The organism is Pseudomonas sp. Snoq117.2 (assembly GCF_900110545.1).
In the GTDB taxonomy this organism is placed as follows: domain Bacteria; phylum Pseudomonadota; class Gammaproteobacteria; order Pseudomonadales; family Pseudomonadaceae; genus Chryseomonas; species Chryseomonas benzopyrenica.
In genome coordinates, this window is record NZ_FOED01000020.1 from 24384 (window position 1) to 45013 (window position 20630).

Below are 20630 nucleotides of genomic sequence, written 5' to 3' on the forward strand. Positions count from 1 at the left end.
AGCTAGGGCAATGGCACTCGTATCCATAGGACAAGTGGAAAACCTCGAGGACCTCGTGCGCGACCTGCAGGCCGTTCATGAGGCCCTGGAGGCATCCTGCCGTGCACAGGTTGCCCTGGCAGAGCACAAGTACGAAGACGCTCAAAACGCCTCCTGGCACAGCGAGAGCTTGCTGGACGACGCCATGCAGCAGGAACTAGACGCCGGCCAGGCGTCCGAGGACGCCCAGCAGGCCGTGGACACCGCATACGCCAGTCTCGACGCCGCCGAGAGTTCGCTGTCCAGTTGTATCGCCCAACCGCTCGACAAAGACGGGTCGAGTCCTGATTGCTCCTGGGAGCACGACTGCGCTGACCAGGCCAGGGCCGAGGTGGACCAGGCCTGCAACGCGCTGGAGCAGGCACGGGCCGACCTCGAACGGGCCATGGAGAACCGAATGGCCATGGAACGTCGCCTGGAAATGACCAGGCAGGCAGCCTCGATGGCTGCGCAGGCACTGGCGCATGCGCAGCAGGAGTGCAATGCACGGCTTCTCGGCGTCGGCCAGGCCATCGATCTCGGTGTTGCTCGCCTTTCTGCGGCCCAGCAAGCGCTGGAGGCCTACCTCGCGACCCATCCCGTCGCTGCGGACTTCCGTTCCTGGTTGAAGTGGGACCCGGTGAAACAGGGTGGCGTCGTCACACCGGATGTACTGCGGGATCGAATGAACCTGTCGGCGGAGCATCGGCAAATGCTCCAGGAATACCTGTACGAACGAAATCCCGAGTATCGGGCGAAGGTCGACAGATTCCGCGAGCAATGGGTTGCCGCGAAAGGCGATGTCGAGCGCAACGGGGTCGTGCGCAAGGTCCGCATCGAGCTGTGCGGCGAATTCGGTGAGCAACTGGCTCGCCACGCCCTGGCGCCACTGGGTGGTCGCATCGAGACACAAGGGCGGACGTTCGTTGGCGACGACGGCCGGTACACCAAGACCGACCTGCTGATAACCGACCTGCGCGTCCCGGTCGTACTGGGGCGTGGTCCGGGCATGGGGGCACCGGTGGGCGGTTCGCTGGCCTTGGAGGTGAAGTGCGGCAAGGCCCAGTACCTCTACGCGCAGAAGGACCACATGGTGTTCCAGGCCGAAGGACACAAGCAAGCGGATGCGCAATGCACGCTCTGCTCGCGGGACATCAAGGACCTTTCGCCCGAGAAAGAGAAAGAACTGCGCGATGCCTTGCGCGAGGCGGGCTCGCCTCTGATAGGCATGCTGCCGAGCAAGAACGAGATAGACCTGTCCTGTCTTGATTTCATCCGCCAGAGCCAGGAAGAACAGCCATGAAAGTGCGATTTGCCGTAGTGGAGCCTGCCATCCTTGAACAGGTCCGGGCAGGAGTGGAGCAGTTGCAGCGCTCGGTCGATACCGGCGACATGGATGACGTGGACGAGGCCACGGCGCAATTGCTGGAGTTGACCGCAGGCTGCCGCTCGATCGACCTGTCCGAGGAGCGGTGGCAGAGGTTCCTGAGCGAAATCAGGCGCGAGGATCCGGACTTCGAATCCGGTTACCTGCTGCCGGGCGAGCGTTGTGCTTCGTTGCTTCCAGGCATCGCCACCGATGCGCATGTCCTGGAACTCCCCATGGACGATGAGTCGGGAGATGCCGATGTTTGACGATGTCATGGGACTGATGGCGGCCTGCGCAAACAGGTTCAACGCTGGGGTGCGGGATGGATTCGGCACCTCCATCGCCAACGAAGTGCTCTTCCCGATCCAGGAGAACATCGCCTGCCTGCGCAGTTTCAGCGAAGACTACCAGCGTCAGGTCACGGCCATCGACGGTCTCCTCGAGGAAGCGCAAGGCGTCGGCGCACTTCAAGGGGAGCGTGACGCATGAAGGGATCGCCGGAGCATCCGGACCCGATTGTCTCCCGGGCCATGCAAGCCATCGCCGACTATCAGGAAGGCCTCGCCCGCATCGACCGCGAATTCGATGCGGCCGCGACCAGGAAAGAGCAAACCCTTCAGGGGCTGCGCAAAGACGTGCAAACCGCCCTGGCCGCCTCAACGGAAGAGGCCCTACGGCGGCTCGCTGATGAAGAAAGACAGACAACCACCAGCCGCACCCAGCGGACAACGGCTTGGCGATTAGCCTTCGTTCGGCAATGGGAGGGAATCGCCACCGATGCGCTGCGTGCGAGCGGGCGGCTTCGCCGCGAACAGCCAGCGTTGACGGATCTGGTCCCTACGACGCCATGGGCGGTCACGGAAATGCCTGCGCGCCTGTATCTCGGCTCCCGGCAACTGAGCTTCGAGGATCTCTGCTGTTCGACGCCAAATGCCATCCCCTTCCCGTTCTCCAGCGCCCTGGCGTTTTCCCAAGGCCACACGGGCCACACGCAGTGGGTATCCGGCCTGCTGCTGCGCTTGCTCTCTGCCCTGCCCCCGGCGCAGCTGGAGTTGACATTCATCGATCCGCTGCGACTGGGACAATCGGTCGAGCCGTTCCTGCCCCTGCTCAAGGTCGAGCAACTGGTTCCGGAACAACGGGTGCTGACGCGCGCGGACGAGATCGAGTCTGCGCTCGGCCGGCTGACGGATGACATCGAGGAACTGCTCCAGCATCGCTTCAATGACGAGTCCGCAAACTGGTCGGCGTACAACGCGAAGAACCCCGACTGCCGTCTTGCGTACAAGGTGCTGGTGCTGTTCGATGCGCCGGAGCAACTGTCCGAAAAAAGCCTGTGGTTCCTCCAGCGATTGTGCGAGAACGGCCCGCGCTGCGGCGTCCTGCCGATCATCGCGATCGACGAGCACCGCTTGCAGGACCAGCGCTACGAGAAATTCCGCGCAACCGCAGCACAGGCGGTCGCAGCGTTTGACGCCCTGTTCGCGACCTCGTCCGTCGCGCGCAACGGCCTTTCATCGAGCTGCAAGTCCGAGCAATGGCCCAGGCAAGAACAGCTTGGCCCCTACCTTTCGGCGCTCGCCGAAGAGTGCGCCCGGCAGGCGCGCTTCAGCCGGTCCATGGAGGATCTATGGTCTGGTTTCTCCAAGGGCGCCACGACCTGCGCAGGCTTCGACATCCCGATCGGCTGGACGGCCGCCGGCGCGCCCGCCTCCTTCGTCCTCGGTGCCACGACGTCCGAACACCATGCACTGCTCGCCGGCAAGACCGGGTCAGGTAAGTCGAACCTGCTGCACGTCCTGATCCACTCCCTGTGCCAGCGCTATTCGCCAGCGGAAGTCGACCTTTACCTGCTGGATTACAAGGAATCGACGGAATTCAACATCTATGCCGACCCGCCCCTTCCCCATGCCCGGCTGGTCGCCACGGAAAGCGATCCCGAATACGGCGTCACGGTCCTTCGCCACCTGGTGGGTGAACTGCAGAGGCGCGGACACGTATTCAAGGAAAACAAGGTCTCCGACTTCGCCAAATTCCGCGCCAGCACAGGTGAGCAGCTACCCAGGATCCTCCTGGTCATCGACGAGTTCCAGGTGCTCTTCGCCGGCACACGCCCGGTAGCGGAGGCGGCAGAACAATTCCTGTCGCAACTGTTGAAGCAGGGGCGCTCATTCGGCATTCATGTCCTGCTCGCGACACAGACCCTCAAGGGCATCAACGCCATGTCCCTGGGCAGCATCATCACCCAGCTGGGCTGCCGCATTGCCCTGGCCTGCGGCCAGGAAGACTCGGCGATGATCCTGGGCGCGAACAACTGGGCCGCGTCGGAGCTGCAGAGCCCGCCCGAAGGCATCATCAACAATTCCAACGGAGCCAGGTCCGGCAACGTCAAGTTCCTGATACCCCTGGCAGACAGCGACACTTGCCTCGAACACATCAGCACGCTGGCGCAGCAAGCCGCGCGCCAGGGCATGGTGGACAAGACCCGGATCTTCAATGGCGCCCGCCTGCCTGAGCCGCCTTGCGCCACTACCTACCAGAACGTCTGTTCAGGGGACGGCGCCCTGCTCCTCGGGCAACAGCTGACGTTCGACGCCGACATGCTCACGGTTCCGCTCATCCAGCGCCCGGCCTTCAATGTCCTGTTCAGCGGCTACAACGATGCCATCCACGACGGCTTGCTCAACGCAACGCTGTCCAGCCTGGTGGCATCCAGCCGTTTCGACGAGATCATCTTCTTCAACGCCCGCGGCGTCACCGCGAAAGGCGAATTCACCTCAGAGATGCGCGCCCCCGGCGGTCCCGTGCAAGTGTTCGACGACATCGCGGCACTCCCGTTGCAAGCGATAGCCGATGCCATCGGCAGTCGCCGCGTCGCCTTGATCATCGACGGTCTCGATTCGGAAAGACTGTTGCACCCACCGACCCCGTTCAGGCCCCCCAAGCCGGGTGAACCACCCTCCCCCGGCGATCTCCTCAAGCGCATTGCCGAGGATGGCCCGCGCCAGGGGGTGTTCGTATTCGCCTTCGTCGAGCGCTGGCAGCGCTGCGCATCGACCTGCAAGGACCTTCTTTCGTGCTTCGAACTGCGCCTGGGGTATTGCATGAGCGAAGACGACGCCGGCTCGCTGGTCTCCACCGGCATCGGCAAGTTCAAAGGTCTCGAAAAGCCCAACCGGGCCGTTCTGGTGAACCGAATGACCTGTGAAACGACCTGGTTCCGCCCCTACGTCGCCAAGAGTTCCCTATGAAGAAGTTTCTACTCACCTGGTATGGCATCACGGACTTTCGCGCGTCGCTGGGATTCGAAAGCACGGAAGGTCCGATCGCCGCAGCGCTGGCGGCAGAGGACTATAGCGAAATCGTCATTCTTGGCTACACGCGAAACGACCTCCAGGATCACGTGTCGACACCCACCTGCGCGGACCTGGCGACCCGGCTGGCGGCGATCCATGCTGCCAACCAGCAACAGGATCGCGGCGTTACCAACGATTTCGTCTCCACTTTCGCCAACACGCCTGCCGCCCACGCGCACTTCGCCCGCTGGCTGGAGGCGCAACTGCCAAGGTTCGGCAGGCAGGCGCGCATTTCGCTGAAGAGCGAAACACCCCGCGAGCTGAACGACTCAGAAGGCATCTACGCCTGTGCCATGCGCGCCCTGGATTTCGTCGCCAAAGCCGCCGGCGAGAAACTCGTGACGCTGTACCTGAGCCCTGGCACGCCGGTCATGGCGTTCATGTGGGCACTGGCGGCCCTGGCCCATCCTCACCTGAAGAAACGCCTCATAGTCTCGCCCGTTGTCGGCAAACCGCCGGAAGCCATTGCCCTGCCCGCCGCCTGGCTGGAGCGCCACGGCGCCAGCCAGGCGGCGATCGGCAATGCCCACGAAGGGTTCGCCGTGACCTATCACCTGTTCGGCGAGCAACGCATGCCATCGCTGCTGGGCATCCGCCAGTTCGCCTCGAACCGGCATGTGTTCGTGAACTCCCAGGACTTTCCAGCGACCTGCATGCGCGCGTTCATCCAGGATGCAGACTTCTACGAACTCCCCGTCGACCCGTGGGATGCCAAGGACGTACAGGAAAGGATCATTGCCCATGCCAGAACCTTGCCGCCAGGCGCGCGTATCGGCGTGAACCTTACGGGCGGCACCAAGCTGATGTTCGCAGGCGCGCTTTCCGCAGCCAGGGCACTGGGTGCCGTGCCCTTCTACTTCGACAGCCGCAACCAGCGCGTGACCTATGTCGACAGCCTGCGTCGGGAGACCATCCGGCCCATCGACTCGATTGAAACCTTCCTGCTGCTCAATGGCGATGGGCTGAAAGTGTCGACCGTCGATCCCCAGGACGAGCTATCGGCGGACCGGCGCCGCCTGACCAAGACACTGTGGAAATACCGGAGCAAGATCGCTGACGCCTACTCCGCCTTGTGCAGATACAACAACGAACACGAAAGAAGCCTGCAAAGAGGTGAGCCACTGACACCATTTCGCATCGAATGCCACGGGTTCGTATTCACCCTCACTCGGGAAGCCGAGGCATCGGTTGTCGGCAACGGCCTGAACCTGCACTTCAAGCACTGGACGGGTTTCGCCAAATACATGTCCGGTGGTTGGTTCGAAGAGTTCGTCTATCTACAGTGCAAACCCTACGAAGAGCGCGGCATCATCCGGGACCTTCGAATCAACCTCACCCTGCAACTCAACCAGGACATGACCGGTTCATTCCACCGCGACGTGCAACACAACGAGCTCGACGTCACCTTCACCGACGGACATTCGCTATACATCGTCGAATGCAAAGGGGGCAAGGTCACGCAGGAGCAAGTGATGAAGCTGCAGAACCTCGTCCGCTTCTATGGTGGCGTCGAAGGTCGTGGAATCGTCGCCTGCTGCTTCCCGCCAAGGTCGGACTCGGTGCGCAAAAAAATCAGCGACGCGAAGCTGGCACTTTGTTGCGGCGGTTCCTTCCTGGAGCAGCTCGATAGCTTGATGAGCGGGATCGCCGCACGCGCCAGGCTGGCCGGGGAGCCGGCATGACACTCTTTCTGGTGTGCGACACCTCCGGCAGCATGAGCGAGGGGGGCAAGCCATTCATCACGAGAACGGCGGTCACGACCATCGCCCAGTGGATACATCTGGCCGGCGGAGGGGTACAGGTCAGGCTGTGCGCCTGGGGAAGCGAAGCCGTCTTCAGCGACTGGACCATAACCGACGACTACCCGGAACACATGCTCGTTTGCGGCGGTACCTCCAACGCAACCGCCCTAACCCGCCTGCTGGGTGATTCACCCGACGGAAAAGTATTGCTCCTGACCGACGGTTTCTGGTCCAGCACCGAAACCCGGCACCTGAAACAGTGGCGGGCGGGGCTTCCCCACGACTCGGTACGCGTCATCAAGACCGGCGCCGATGCCAATCCGCAGCTCAAAGGTCCGGACGTTTTCCTGGCCGAGGCCCTGTTCGCGGCACTGGACGGATGGCTGGAAGCGCCCTCGGCATGACGTTGTGGAAGAGCTTCGGCGCCAGCGTTCCAGGCCCCGCGCACCTGGCTGCCGGCCTCCCCAACCAGGACGCATGGGCAGCCTTCCACCGTAGCTGGGGAGATGCCATCGTGGTTTCCGACGGCCTCGGCTCGAAGCCGTTTTCCAGTTTCGGCAGCAAGGCGGCCTGCCAGGCTGTAGCACAGGCTTGCCGCTCCCGCACCGAAGCCGACCCGGCGTCCCTGCTGCAACGCATCACGTCGAACTGGCTGTCTCTCGTCGCACCACTCGAACCCCGTGATTGCGCCGCTACGTGCCTGTTCGCCTTCCGGGCGCGAAACGGCGTGATCCACTTGGGAATGCTGGGCGATGGCCTGGTCGCCGCAATCAGATCGGATGGTTCGGTGATGTCCCTGGCGGACGACAAGTCGCAAGGCTTTTCCAACATCACGGCAGCACTTTCCCAGCGCGTGTCCGAGCGGGACTGGCAGGTCGCCTCGCTGCCGGAGCGGGATTGCTTGGCCATCCTGCTCTGCTCCGACGGCGTGGCAGACGACTTGGAGGACAATCCCGGCTTCGTGACCGGCGTGATCGATGCGCACCGTTCGCTGACAGCGGTCACCGCCAACCGGCGTCTTCAAACGATGCTCGAAAAATGGCCCACCCCAAAGCACAGCGACGACAAGACCATCGCCTGTCTCTGTCGCGAGGAGATTACCCCTGGACAAGACTGAAGGAACACCGCCGCTGTGCGACGAATACGGTAATCACCATACGCTAGCCGATGAGCTCGCCAGGGGTGGTCAAGGCGTCGTGTTCCGCACCAAGGACGCGGACCTGGCCATCAAGCAACCGCTCAACCCCCAGGGTGAGCCGGACACCAGCAGCGACCTGCGTCACCGCTTCCAGAACATCCGCCTGCTGCCCCTGCCGCCGCGCATTCCACTGTCGTTACCGCTGGCCATCCTGCGGGATCAGCCAGGGTACGTGATGCGCCTGCTCAACGACATGACGCCCTTCAGCGTCTTCGATCTCGACGGCAAGACGAAAAAGGTCCTCGAAGTGCAGCAGCTCATCCTTCCTGAATGGCTGGCGAAGGTCCCTGGCAGAGACCTAGCGTTGCGTCTCGTCCATTACGCTCGTACGGGCTCGACCCGCCGTCGCCTGTTCGCACTGTCGGAGTGCGCTGCCATCCTCGCCCGCCTGCACTGCTCGGGAATGGTCTACGGCGATATCTCCAGCAACAACGCCTTCATCGGTGCGCAATCGAACGATGTCTGGCTCATCGATGCCGACAACCTGCGGTTCGAAATGGCTCGCGGAGGTGTCTCGGTCTACACACCAGCCTACGGCGCGCCGGAAGTGGTGCGTGGCACCGATGCCTCGCGCCCACGCTCGGATTGCTGGGCATTCGCGGTCATGGCCTTCAAGACCCTTGCACTCTGCCATCCGTTCATCGGCAAGGCAGTGCTCGAACCCGAGGAAGATGACAGCGGCTGGGACTCCGAGCCAGACGAAGATAGCCAGACCGCCGACCTGGATGAACAGGCGTACGCGGGTTATCTGCCCTTCATCGATGACGCGCAGGACAAATCCAACGCCGGGGGTGGCGGGCTGCCGCGTGAGCTGGTCGCCACACCCGGGCTTCGGAGGCTCTTCCAAGAAACCTTCGGGGCCGGAAGACTACAGCCGCATCGCCGTCCAACCATGGCCTTCTGGGCACTGGAACTGAAAAAGGCGTTCGACCGCTCGTTGCACTGCGATGCCTGCAAAATGAGCTACCTGGCCGACGAACACACCCGCTGCCCTTACTGCGGCGCACCCCGTCCGCCGTTCGCCTGCGCCCGGACTTCGCGGGGTGAGATCGTGATTCCCGCCAGCACCCGGCACTTCCCCCTGCCGCACCGACTTTTCCATCCTTTCTCGTTCGATCATAACGAGACCCAGGTGTACGAAGTCGACCTCGACTTCAACACCAGGACGGCGCGTCCTGTACGAGGCACTCCTGCTTTCCCCGACAGCTTGACCTTCACCTTCGAGGCGGGCGTGCAATGAAATTCCAAGACATACCGGCCGATATCCTTACCATCCGCGTCCGACCGGCTGACCACTGTTCGGCAGACTGGCGCGACCAGGCCGTCTACTCGATCGAGAACGATCCCTCGCGTCCCGATGAGTTCGAGCTGCGTCTCAAGGACGCAATGATCGCAGTGCAGACCATCACACCGATCGATACCCGGCGGCTGAGCGCCGAACTCGCCATTGGCCGCGCTCTGCTCGCGCAACTGACCAATCGTGCTGCCGACGGAAGCATGGAACTGCAGATCGCCTTTTTCTCCGGCCCGTGCCTGGAGATGGGTGAACTGGAAATCGGCGTGGACGACTATGTCGAACAGGCAATGGCAAGCCTCGAGCGCCGCAGGAGCGGCCCCAAGGGTGACCAGCTCTATAAGCTGCTGGAGCGCCATTTCTGCTTTCGACAAGGCGACAGCGACTTCTTTTTCCTGACCGCAGGTCCGGCCATCGACGAAATGCTCAAGCCCGACCCCGTCCAGGAAGAGAAAGCAGCAGGCGGTGACGACACCGACCTGGCGTCGGACCCGGAATCGCAAGCCGCCCAGGACGCAACGCCCGGCGACGTACTGCCCGCTCGAAGCGCGCAACCAACCCGCAACAACTCGTTCTGCATCAGCGGGGATGGATTGCGCTTCGTTGCGACAGAGAAGCTGTTATCCCAAGGCAAATCGATTTTCCTCACCTCGCGCTTGACCAAGGCCCGCAAGCACCCGGACCGCGCGCTACGCCTAGTCAAAGGCAAGCTTCACTTCGCCGACTGGAGCCGAACCGGACATATCCGGCTCCTTGCCAAAGCCCAGATGACAGCCTTGACGCAGGAACAAGTCAGTTACTTGAGGAAATGGGACGAGTTCGGCGACCTCGAAGGCGAACTGCTGCTGGAGAAGGCACGCCAAGTGGGAGTCTTGCACGTTGCTGGCGCCGTCGAGAACAGAGACGGAACCGTGGCCGTACGCGTGACCCAGGCCTCCGAGGCCGCACTCAAAGTCCTAGATAAAGGCCAGGCCGGCGAACTCCGGTCGGTCGAGGAGCTCCCGGACTATCTGCTCGACCCCACCCTGCTCTTCAAGGACTTCGCCAGCGGCATCGAGCGCTCTGCGGAAAATCCCCCCTCTTCACCTCAGGATGAACTACAAGCCAACCCCAAGCATTACAAGGTAGTCGAGTTCGACAAGGCATCGAACACGCTCAAGCTGAAGACTGAACGGCTTCCAGAAAAGTCGGGCATGCTCATCCTTTCACTCGCAGGCGAAGTTGCCCAGATCAAGCGCCGCCTGGTGGCGCGCCGGTTGATTCTCGAAGGCCGGGCAGCCAACCCCCAGCTCGGACCGCTGATCGAGGAAAAAGGCGTCATTACCCAGACTCGCAGGCCGTCACCTGTCAAGCCGCTGACGGCGTTCGTCCTGAACAAGGTCTTCAAGAACACTCCCACGCCAAAACAGCTGGATGCCATCAGCTGTGCCTTGGAAACGCCGGACATTGCCCTTATCCAGGGCCCCCCCGGAACCGGAAAGACCACGGTCATCGCTGCCATTCTCGAGCGCTTGAACGAAATGGCAGACAAGCGTGGTACTACCATCAAGGGCCAGGTGCTGCTGACAGGGTTCCAGCACGACGCGGTCGAGAACATGATCGAGCGCCTCTCGCTCAACAGCCTCCCCGTTCCGAAATTTGGCAAGCGCGCCAATGCAGCCACGGATGACGCCAGCCTCTTCGAGGAACGACTCGATGGGTGGTGTGGAAAACTAGCCACCCAATTGCGTGAACGAAACCCGCAGATCGCCGAAATCGAGCAGGAAACGGAGATCCGGCACCTGTACCTGCAATACCTTCAGACGCCGACACGGGTGCTCGGCGCCCGCCTTGCCTCCCGGATCGCAGCGCTCGGCATTGCGGTCCTGGGCGAAGAGCGGGTGCGTCAGGCCGAGAATTTGCAGAAGAAAATGGGCCTGGAAGAAAAGCTCAACGGCGCCAGCCACCAATGGCTCGACGTCGTGCGTCGCCTCCGCTGCCGGCCTGAAAGCTTCGCCGACGACGGTCCCGAACGCGCAGCCGACGCGCTGGCCGATCTCGGCGAGGTGCTGGACCGCGAGGACCTTGCGTTGCTCGACGATGCCAGCCTGTGGCGCAATGAAAATGGCCTCCCGCCGTTCCTGCAACGGTTGGCAAGACTGAAGAGAACGCTGCTCGCCCGCTTCAGCGCCCCCCCGGTTTTCCGCATCGAAAAAGCCAACGACGAGATCGTCGCCTTGGCAGGCCTCGCAATCGAGCAGATCAAGCGCAAGGGACACTCGGGGCGGGACAGGAAATCCGCCGCACTGGCCGAGTTTCTCGCCCAGCTCGACAACAACCCTCGCGCCATGCTGGAGGCTGTATCCGACTATAGCTTCGCGTTCGCCGCGACTTGCCAGCAAAGCGTCAACCGGAGCATGCAATTCCAGAAGGGCATTCGGGAGGGCGACACCAACCTGAACCAGCAGCAACTGGAATACGAGTATGTGATCGTCGACGAAGCCGCACGTGTCTCGCCACGCGACCTGATGGTGCCGATGGCACAGGGCAGGCGCATCATCCTAGTCGGTGACCACCGCCAGCTGCCGCACATCATCGATGACGAGGTCGCACGCCGGATGGAAGACGGCGAAAGCGGCCCTTCGGAAACCGATTGGCTGAAAAAGTCGATGTTCCACTACCTGTTTTCGGAGCGCCTGAAGACCCTAGAGGACGGCGACAAGATCACTCGTCGGGTCACGCTGGACAGGCAGTACCGCATGCATGAGCTGCTGGGCGATTTCATCAGCCGCAACTTCTACGAGCGCTTCGACCCCTCCGAGAAGTTCGGCTCCGGAAGGCCTACAGTCGATTTCGCCCACGCCCTCCCCGATACCGGCGGCAAACCCGCCGCGTGGCTGGCGGTACCCGTGGAGAAAGGCAAGCACCGACGCAGCGGAACCAGCTGGATTCGCCCGATCGAGGCCACTTTGATCGTCCGCCAGTTACTCGCATGGATGAATTGCGAGGCTGGCAAGGACCTGACCTTCGGGGTGATTTCCTTCTACAAGGCGCAGGCCGAATACATCAGGCAGCAACTCGGCACACTCGGTAACAATGACAAGCGACTGCGTATCGGCACGGTGGACTCGTTCCAGGGCATGGAGTTCGACGTGGTCTTCCTGTCGACGGTGAGGACCGTGCCACAGCCGTGGAAATCCACCACCGATGACCGCGAGAAACAGGCGCAATCACTATTCGGTCACCTCTGCCTCTACAACCGCCTGAATGTATCGATGAGCCGTCAGAAAAAACTGTTGGTAGTGGTCGGCGACCCGTGCCTGCTGGAAGGCGACCTGGCAGCCGAGTTCATTCCTGGGCTCGTTGATTTCCATAAGCTCTGCCGTGAACAAGGAGTCGTGCTGGAATGTTGAAACTTCTGGATTACGGCACCCCTGCCCCCTTCGGGGCAACCGTCGGCCGACGCCGCAATCTGTCCTGGCCCGTCGACGCCTACCGGATCACCCTGCCCAAGCCTGACGAAGACGGCCTGAGCCTCAACCCGTTCGAGCAGGTCATCCTCAGCCTGCTCGCCCTTGGAAACATGACCTCACAGGCACTGGCCGAGGAAACCTGCATTCCGCGCGACCTGGTAGAAAGCATCCTGTTGCGTCTTCGGGACAGAGGGTTGATCGACGATTTCAACGACGTCCTTGAAGCATCCGGCAGCAACGCTGCAAGCGAAGCCGGCGCTACGGCATTCGTGACCGCGCTGCTGTTTCGCGAGCTCGTCAGCGGGCAGGTCCTGCCCTTCATGCAACTGCTGGAACACCAACCGCTGCGCAAGAAGGAACAGAAGCAGGCCGCCTACAAGATTCGCGCTCTCGCTGCCGAGCAAATGCCGCCCACCCAGCGGGATGTGATCAAGGTGACGCGAGCGATGCAAAGAAGGGCCGCGGAGTTCGGGAAAGCGGAGCGAACGCCTGCACTGCACAAAATCATGATCGTGGAGCAGCCGGAACGGTATTACCTGGACTGCCCTATCGCCATTCAGAAAAGCGACGGCGAATTCCGTATCGCAGATCCCTTCGGCAACGGGTTTTCACTGGTGCTCGAACGGGCATTCGAACAATTGCTCGAACAGGATGAATACGCAACGGAGTGGCTGGGCAAGTGGAAAGCCTCACTGAGCCAGCCGCGCTCGCCATCCCAGGATCCCCGTAATAAAGAACCGTTCGACACGCCTGCCAACCAGCAGCGATACCCCAAGCTCATCAGTAACTTGCGGCTGCTGCCGAACGCCGCGTTCCGCTCGATCGCCCAGCTCTATGCCTCCGTGGAGTGGTCATTGTTCTACGCCTGTGCCAAGCGCCCCTTCGAAGGTGATATCGAGCGCTTGAGATTCACCCCGCAGGCGGAGCATGCGCAGTTGCTCGGTCGGGCGGCCAGCGAGGTCGGGCTGTTACCACCGGGATCCGGTTTCAGGCCTGTTCGGGAGGGCAAGCTGCGGGACTTCCAGGAGGGAAAGGCAGAGCTGGAAACGGTGCTTGCCTTGAGCATCCTTCGCGCGCAGCTCGATGGTTCTCACCCCTTGCGACGTCTGGCTGCGCGCGATCCTGCACTGATCAGCCGCCTACTCGAAATCAAGAAGGCGCGTGACGAAAAGGGACATGGCAAAGGCAGTGCCGACGCCCCGGAATCGGAGTTGCTGGCAGAACCACTGGTGCGCGAAATCATCGAGATCATGCTGCAGGAAGTGACCTTCACCCGCGAGCCGACCGCCAGCAGCAACCCTGACGCTTACGCGGACGTGTTACTGGATGCCCGCGCGAGCATCCAGGACGAGTTCGGCTTCGGCGCATTCAACCGCCTCGGGACGAACGTGAAGGAGCGGCTCGTCCATGCCGAACGGGTCTTCCTGTCCTGCCAGGAGGGAGAAGATGTCCTGGCGTTCGTCCGCGACCTCTATGCAGCAATGCAGTCCGTCCTCGAGCTGTCGCTGAACCGTTGGCTGCCACCGGACATGGCAGATGCACTGCTGATCGAGGCAGCGCAAGACAGGGCCATCGGGTCCGGCTTGTGCCATCGGCTGCCGCCAAGCCTGCGCACCGTCAGGGCTTCGGCTGTACGCCAGACGCTGCAAGGCAGCGGCCAGTCGCTCGGGGCCTGCATGATCGCCTTCCTGCTGATGGCTGACGAGCTGCTCCTCAAGTCGATCGCAGCGACCCAACCGTCCTTCGTCGACGATGCAGCCGCGCTCATAGCCAGACGCGGACACGGTAATGAGCCACTGCCATTAGCAAGCACAGATGTCGCGAAGCTGCGCAAGGCATCGTACAAAATCATCAAAGCACTGATCGAGTTTTAGGAAATGGAGCAATCCGACAATAGGGAAGACGTCACAAAGCAGGATGCCGCCGCGCAACTGCTGCGCGACACCGAGATCGCGCTCCCCGAGGCTATCGCCAAGGGCCAGCACGCCGTGGAGGAAGAAAAACAGCTGATAGCTGCCGAGCGAGAGGCCCTCGCCAGAAAAGCCGCCGAACTCAGCCGGCGCGAAGATCAGCTCAAGTTCGCCGAACAGCAACACGCAGCGGACCATGACGAGAAGCGCGCCGCCTTGAATGCGGAGTTGCGCCAGAAACGCGCCGAGGGCGAGCGCCGGATTTCAGAAATCCGGGAGCAGCAGCTATCGGCTCTGGAAGAAGAACTTGCCAATCTCCGGTCCAGGCGCCTGTCAGAAGTATCCGCAGCCGGCGACGCCGAGCGCGAGCGCATCCGCGACGAATTGAGCAGGCTGCGTGAGGCCTGGACGAAACAACAGAACGACGCTCGCGCACGACTGGATGCAGAACTGTCCGAGCTGGCTAAACAGAAGGGGGCATTGTGCGCCTTGCAGAGCGAAGTACACGGGCGTGCGATGGAACTGGAAGCCGCCGAGCGCAATCTGGAACGCAAGGAACAGCGGCTCGAACAGCAATCCAAGCGGCGTAGTGAACAATTCGCCGATGAGCTCGAGAGCAACCTAGAGGAAGCGCGCAGATCACTGGAAATGCAGAAGCAGTCCTGTATCGAGGACAACAGGCGCCTGCGTGAAACCCTTGCCATACAGGCCGACCTGCTGGGCGTCTTCGAGCAGTTGAAGCGCCAGCTCGGAGGGAAAGACCCGTCCGAGATCCTGCGGGACCTGAACAGTCAGACCGATGAACTGAAGCGCCTGCGTGAGGAGCTCGCCAACCGGCCCACCGAGGAGATGCGCAAGCGAACCCTCGAACTCGAAACCGAAATAAGGTCCCACAAGGCCCGGGCGGATGAACTTGCCCGACAGATCGCGAGCAATGACACCGCCGTTGCGGAGGTTGGCCAGCTACGCCGGAAGAACTCCGAGCTCTCCGCGGAAAACCAGTCCTTGATGCAGAAGGCTTCGATCTTCGAGGGCGCAGCAAACGAAGCACAAGCCGAACTCAACCGTCTCCGTGCCGCCTATGAACGCCCTGCCGAGGTCGAGGCACGGCACAAGGAAATCGAACGGCCGCATTTCGCCGTGGATCGTGCCACGCTGCCGGTGAAGGCGGAGATCGACGAGTTGATCTGGCTCAAGGGTATCAGCAATGCGTGCAGAAACTATGGCCTAAGTTTCAACCCACGGATCCTCAACGCCTTCCACACGGCGCTCAAGACCGCCGAGTGGTCGCCCCTGACCGTGCTCTCGGGCGTCTCCGGCACCGGCAAGTCCGAACTGCCCCGCCTGTACGCCCACTTCGGCGGCATTTTCTTCGAGCCGCTGTCGGTCCAGCCGAACTGGGACTCGCAGGAGTCCATGCTCGGCTTCTTCAACTCGATCGACAACAAGTTCGACGCCCAACCGGTACTGAACTTCCTCGCGCAGAGCCAGAAGCCCTGGAGCGAGGACTACCCCGGCTTATCCGAGGCTATGTGCCTGGTCCTGCTCGACGAGATGAACCTTGCCCATCCGGAGCTGTACTTTGCCGAGTTCCTGAGCAAGCTCGAGCTGCGCCGTGGCAGGAAGGGCAACGACGTGCCCTGGCTGCCGGTGAAGGTCGGGGCAGGCATGCCAGCCTACAAACTGCCGCTGGGCCGGAATGTGCTGTGGACAGGAACGATGAACCAGGATGAAACCACCAAGTCTCTTTCCGACAAGGTTCTGGACCGTTCCATCATCGTCAATTTCCCGCGGCCGACCGAATTGAAACGCCGCCTGAAATTGCTGCCGCTTGATGACCGGAATCGCGGCCCGGCGCTGCACAAAACCGCCTGGCAAAGCTGGCTGGCAGAAGGCAGCAGCTTCTCGGAGGACGAAGTCAAGCCGTACATGGCCTTCATCGAGGCGTTGAATGGAGCACTATCCGTGTCTGGTCGGGCACTTGGCCATCGGGTATGGCAATCCATCGAGTACTACATGGCCAACTACCCGGAGGTCCGGGCGGCCAAGAATGACACGTCCCCATCCCGACTTGCCGACGCAATGCATACTGCGTTCGAAGACCAGTTGGTACAGAAGGTCATGCCCAAGCTGCGTGGCATCGACACTCGCGGCAAGAGCAAGACGGAGTGCCTCGACAAGATCCGCAACCAACTGGTCAATGGCATCGGTGGCCGTCCCTTCAACCTCACCGAGGACTTCGATATAGCCTGCGAGCTGGGCTACGGCCAGTTCATCTGGCAATCGGCGAACTATCTCAACGCATCTGATTCGCCAGCGGTGCTGGAACACGACGCCCACCCCGCCATTCCGACCTCAAACACCCTGGAAGAACCGCCTTCCCTGTTCAACACAGGCCTGACGGATCCGGACGAGCGCCGCAGGGTCTGGAACCTGAAGTCCCCGGAGAAACGAAACGAATTGCGCAGGACGTTGGAGGAAAACGCCAGGAAAGGGAGAATCGCCGGCCATGACCAGTGAACGCCTGTTGAGCTTTGACTCCGTACGCCGCAACGTGGCGCAAGACAGCGCCGCCATCAGCGAGGTTCTCGAGCAGTCGGACTGGTTCTGCCATGTCGTCGACTTCGACCCCAGGAGCGGGCAGGCGCTGCCTCAATCACTGTCGGTATTTCTGGCCAGGATCGCCAGATACTCACCGCCCGAGGCAGGATCCCCGTGCCGCGACCGCCTCTGGCGCATCACCGAACATTGCCGCGCGGCGGTAGATCGGCTTGTCCGCGGCCTCAACGAAGCACCTCGCCGGGATCAAGCGTTACTGCCCGCCCATGCGGTGCGCGAACTCGATGCCACCAGTTTCATCAAGCTGAGCAATCGCCCCGGACGCAACCTGCGAGAAAAGCTCGCAGGCAACCCCTATCTGCAAGGTGTTCGGCGGTTCCAGTCCGTCGACCTGCCGGAGAACCGCCTGTTCAAGGCATGCATGGTGCGTCTCGCGCAACACTTGGAGCTGTGCGGCGAGCGCCATGATCGACAGGACGACCTGCTGTTGACGATCCTGTCCTGGCTGCGCTCCGGAGAAACGCGGGACATCGGGAGCTGGGAGAACCTGCCGCCCAACAACACGCTTTTGTCACATCGCGATTACCGACGGGTATGGGACGCCTGGCGTTGGCTGCAGACCCTGGAGGATGACACCGCTCGCGACCTGTCCGAGGTCCACGCGCGTCGCCAGACCCGGCATCGCTGGATCACCTACAGCCGGATATGGAGCGAGGGTCGTCACTACCTGGCAGACATGCCGATTTTCTTCGACTTCGATACCTTCGAGATCCGCCCCTGGTTCAACAGCGTCGCGATGCAATCGGTACCGGAAAAGATCAAGCGCGACACAAGGATCGAAATCCGGACACCGGTGTGCGTTGATCTGGCGACTTCACTCCCACGCTATGCCGCGGGTAAAGCGGCCAGGTACCTGCCTGGGTCTTTCCTATGGCAACAATGGCAAGGCGAGAACACCGAAGTAGCACTTGACCTGTTCATCTCAGACGCGATTTATCGGCATCCACAGGTGACGACCCTGTTCCCGACGGATCTGTTCTTCTCCAAAGCCGCTCCCGAGCATCTGGACCGCGCTGCACGCGCCTTCACCTCCAGACTGCACGAGGTGTTCAGGAGCGACACGCTGATCTGGCTCGTGCCCGATGCCCTCAGTGATTTCGAACTCGACGTCACCCGGCGCAATCTCAACGCTCGCTTCCAGGGCGCGGTGCCGCTCCCCCGCAGTATTGCCGCCGCTGTTCAACGCGTGGACTACTCGAAAGTGAACGCTGGCTTTCCGATAGTCGTGATCGACAACGTCGGCGGCACGACCTGCGTCACGAGACTGGTCGCCAGGTTCGATCCGGCGCTCAAGGACAAGCTCCCGGAAACGAGAGGTTTCTACTGGGAGCGGCATCCTCCGGTGATCCTCTCGGACACTCCTGCGCAGGAGTCAGAACCCGGCTGCGCCATCGCCTCCATCGACGACCAGGACCAATGGCATCCGCCGGCTGTCCCGGCCAGGCCGGCCTCCCTCGATACCTCGATGCTGAAACAGGATCCACGCATCGGCGGCTTCGCCTTCTCCATCACCGTGACGGACAGCCCGGTATCCGGAGGCCTTCATTTTCATGCGCTGCAACAGCGTGCCGGAGAGATCCCCCTGTGGCGCGACCAGATACCTGAACTGACGATCAAGGCACTCAAGGACGGACGTCAGCAGCGCTTCCAGCTTGTATCCCGCGGCACGACGGTCACTCCGATCCGTGGCAGACCGGTCAGCATCGAGGTAAAGGAAGATTTCACCCTCCCGGCGAAGAGACCGTTCTACCAGTTCCCGCTCTTCCTTGGCGACAGCAGCGAAGACCTCGGCTACTCGGCCCGCCTGGATTCTTCCGCGTTTCCATTGGAGGAAAGTGTCGACTGTGCGCTCCACCTGACCTTCGAATACGGGGCCGACGATCCCTATCAACTGACGTTCATCCCGCGCAATGGCGCCTTCGCACACGTGCGAGCCACCTGGCGGCGTACCAGGGATCTGGTGGTCACCGACGCCCCCGCTCCGGAGTATCCCGCTCCTATGGCCTGGGCCGATCTGCGCCATGTACCAAAACCCGGCAGCAGTGAAACCACTGACCTGCTCGACTGGATAACCCGCGCGATCGCGCGACTGGACCAGGATATCTACATCCGCCCCAGAGCCAGGACGAAGGCCGTGATCTGCAGGGAGTGGCGCCCTGACAAGAACGGAGGCTATTTCACTTTCGCCACCACCAGCACCACACAGGAACGCGTGTTCGTTCATCAGAAAAATATCCTGGACGGACATGCGTACACGGACTTCAGCGTCGGCGACAGCATTTCATTCGAACGCCACGAACAGGACGGCAAGTGTTCTGGCCGCCGCGTCGCAGGCGAGCATCACGAGGAAATGCAACGACTGAAGCGGTTCGACGAAACCACCAGCAAGAACCTCGTCACCCAGATCCGCAAATCCCTGTATTACCCCGTCATCCAGACATGGCGCGATGGTCACTCCATCGACGACGCCGACTGCCCCGGCGTCTTTGCCGAAGCAGCCCGCATCCATATTGACTATCTCGTTTCGCTGCTGGAGGAGGACGATCTTCCAGCATCGGTGAAAAACGCGATTTTCGTGTTGATGTGTTGCATGCACAAAGACGCCCCAAGCACCTTCATCCAGCACCTAGCCGGGGAGCTCGAGAAGGGCAGCATTCGCAACCCGCAAGCCATTGGCTTCGCGCTGGGACGCCTGGATGAACCCTGGCAGCGAGCCCTTTTCTCGGGCCTCATGCGAAACATCACGGAAAGCGTCCTGCGCACCTTTGCTTGCGCGATATGGCGAGACCGGCACTTCGTTGAGCAGTTCGATTCTGCGCAAATGACAATGGTGTTGACGTCTCTCAACCTGGCGTTGGGTCAAATCAATCCATGTCCTGAGAAGAAAAGTGCCAATGGCGACAGAGCTGCTGTCAACTGGATGCGCGCCAACACCGAGTTGCTTGAACTCCTGCTGGGTGTGCTTCGCACGCGTGATGCCGCGGATACCCAACTGAGGATGCTGCTCCAACCTCATCAACAGATAACCAAGGCCTTGGCCCGCAGCGTCGAACGGGTGAGCGAACTCGTTGCGCAATCGACTGTCGTTATGTCCTGCAGGGTACAGATCAATATCGAAAAACCCGAGGGTGACCTTACGCCAGACCTACTTTTTGCCCTGCGCCTGTATCTGACCGGTGACGATGGCGCGAACGCAATCCACATCACTCGAGTTTCTGACAGTCCGGACGAGTGATCTGCGGAAGCCTTAGATCAGTGCATGCTGATTTCCAAGTGATCTACGATGGGTTGGATCCGAATACAGCCTCATGCAACGGTAGCGAACATGAACTGAATCGCCCCTGGTTTCGTAGACACCTCCAAGCCTCATAATGAGGCCCAAATAGGAGGTGCCATGAGTCGTCAGCGTTACCCCGAAGAATTCAAGATCGAAGCGGTCAAGCAAGTGACCGAGAAAGGCAATCCTGTCGCCGATGTTGCCCAGCGCCTGGGCATGTCTGTTCACAGCCTCTACGCCTGGATCAAGCTCTACAGCAAACCCCAAGAGCAGCGTCAGCAAGACGATGAGCAGCAAGCCGAACTGCGCAAGCTTCGCGCAGAACTCAAGCGCGTGACTGAAGAGCGAGACATCTTAAAAAAGGCCGCCGCGTACTTTGCCAAGGAGTGCAACTG

General features: G+C 61.5%; 12 protein-coding genes and 1 pseudogene. All 13 read left to right on the forward strand.

The annotated features are described in order from the left end of the window. The first annotated feature begins 10 nt into the window (after positions 1-10). Entirely contained in the window at positions 11-1321 is a 1311-nt protein-coding gene (locus BMZ43_RS24180; RefSeq protein ID WP_093257369.1) for a hypothetical protein, read from the forward strand. Next, complete coding sequence (locus BMZ43_RS24185) at positions 1318-1653, forward strand: hypothetical protein (protein WP_093257371.1); 336 nt, start codon at positions 1318-1320, stop codon at positions 1651-1653. Before BMZ43_RS24180 ends, BMZ43_RS24185 begins: the two co-directional genes overlap by 4 nt. Further along, positions 1646-1876, forward strand: a complete 231-nt coding sequence (locus tag BMZ43_RS24190; protein ID WP_093257373.1) for a hypothetical protein — start codon at positions 1646-1648, stop codon at positions 1874-1876. The genes BMZ43_RS24185 and BMZ43_RS24190 overlap by 8 nt, the downstream gene beginning before the upstream one ends. Next, the gene (locus tag BMZ43_RS24195) at positions 1873-4638 is read left to right on the forward strand and encodes an FtsK/SpoIIIE domain-containing protein (protein WP_093257375.1); all 2766 of its coding nucleotides are present in this window, start codon (positions 1873-1875) and stop codon (positions 4636-4638) included. Before BMZ43_RS24190 ends, BMZ43_RS24195 begins: the two co-directional genes overlap by 4 nt. Then, complete coding sequence (locus tag BMZ43_RS24200) at positions 4635-6425, forward strand: Card1-like endonuclease domain-containing protein (protein WP_093257379.1); 1791 nt, start codon at positions 4635-4637, stop codon at positions 6423-6425. The genes BMZ43_RS24195 and BMZ43_RS24200 overlap by 4 nt, the downstream gene beginning before the upstream one ends. Next, entirely contained in the window at positions 6422-6889 is a 468-nt protein-coding gene (locus BMZ43_RS24205; RefSeq protein ID WP_093257381.1) for a vWA domain-containing protein, read from the forward strand. Before BMZ43_RS24200 ends, BMZ43_RS24205 begins: the two co-directional genes overlap by 4 nt. After that, positions 6886-7602 (forward strand): PP2C family serine/threonine-protein phosphatase, encoded by a 717-nt coding sequence (locus BMZ43_RS24210; RefSeq protein WP_093257384.1) that lies wholly within the window; start codon positions 6886-6888, stop codon positions 7600-7602. Before BMZ43_RS24205 ends, BMZ43_RS24210 begins: the two co-directional genes overlap by 4 nt. A gap of 79 nt (positions 7603-7681) precedes the next feature. Then, positions 7682-8923, forward strand: a complete 1242-nt coding sequence (locus tag BMZ43_RS24215) for a protein kinase domain-containing protein (protein WP_231357427.1) — start codon at positions 7682-7684, stop codon at positions 8921-8923. Beyond that, positions 8920-12369: a DEAD/DEAH box helicase gene (locus BMZ43_RS24220; protein ID WP_093257390.1), complete on the forward strand. Its 3450-nt coding sequence runs from the start codon at positions 8920-8922 to the stop codon at positions 12367-12369. The genes BMZ43_RS24215 and BMZ43_RS24220 overlap by 4 nt, the downstream gene beginning before the upstream one ends. Next, positions 12363-14303 (forward strand): helix-turn-helix domain-containing protein, encoded by a 1941-nt coding sequence (locus tag BMZ43_RS24225; RefSeq protein ID WP_093257393.1) that lies wholly within the window; start codon positions 12363-12365, stop codon positions 14301-14303. The genes BMZ43_RS24220 and BMZ43_RS24225 overlap by 7 nt, the downstream gene beginning before the upstream one ends. A 3-nt stretch (positions 14304-14306) precedes the next feature. Next, positions 14307-16859, forward strand: coding sequence for a chromosome partitioning protein ParA (locus BMZ43_RS24230; protein ID WP_093257396.1), 2553 nt, complete (start codon positions 14307-14309; stop codon positions 16857-16859). Further along, on the forward strand, positions 16849-20193 hold the full coding sequence (locus BMZ43_RS24235; RefSeq protein WP_143075328.1) for a cold shock domain-containing protein: 3345 nt from the start codon (positions 16849-16851) through the stop codon (positions 20191-20193). The genes BMZ43_RS24230 and BMZ43_RS24235 overlap by 11 nt, the downstream gene beginning before the upstream one ends. 159 nt (positions 20194-20352) lie before the next feature. After that, positions 20353-20630, forward strand: a pseudogene (locus tag BMZ43_RS27005) (transposase); the annotation flags it as partial.